The following is a 388-nucleotide window of genomic DNA, read 5'->3' as shown; positions in this document are numbered from 1 at the left end:
CGTCGTCGACGGCGGACCGTAGGAACCATCACGCACCGGGCGACCCCTCGATCGCACCGAGGTCGCGCACCGCGAAACGGTGGTGCTCCCACTCCTCCTCGAGGATCACGTGCACGCACGACAACGTCGTCTCCGGGTACTGCGGCGACCACGGGTTGCGCCGCACCACCACCAGCTTCTCCGGCGTGACCCCTGCCAGGAAGTCCCGCACCATCGCGACCCGGGCCGCGCGCGCCTCCAGCACCTCCGCGTACGACGGCGTCCCCGTCACGAACAGCGACAGGTCCAGCCCGTCCTCCGCCGCCTGCGGACCCGCCTGCCCCAACGGGTGGAACGGCTGCTCGACCTCCAGCACCGCCCGCCCCCACCACGCGTCCGTCGCCAGCAC

The 388-nt window shown here is 72.4% G+C and carries 1 protein-coding gene; it reads right to left on the bottom strand.

Features of this window, described 5'->3' with window-relative positions:
- Positions 1-28: 28 nt before the first annotated feature.
- Positions 29-388: DinB family protein (locus G3I78_RS50600; protein WP_203616630.1), on the bottom strand; the 360-nt coding region annotated here is incomplete at its 5' end.

This window comes from Streptomyces sp. SID13726 (assembly GCF_010548375.1).
Taxonomy (GTDB): Bacteria; Actinomycetota; Actinomycetes; order Streptomycetales; family Streptomycetaceae; genus Streptomyces.
This window is presented reverse-complemented; position numbering and strand designations above follow the sequence as displayed.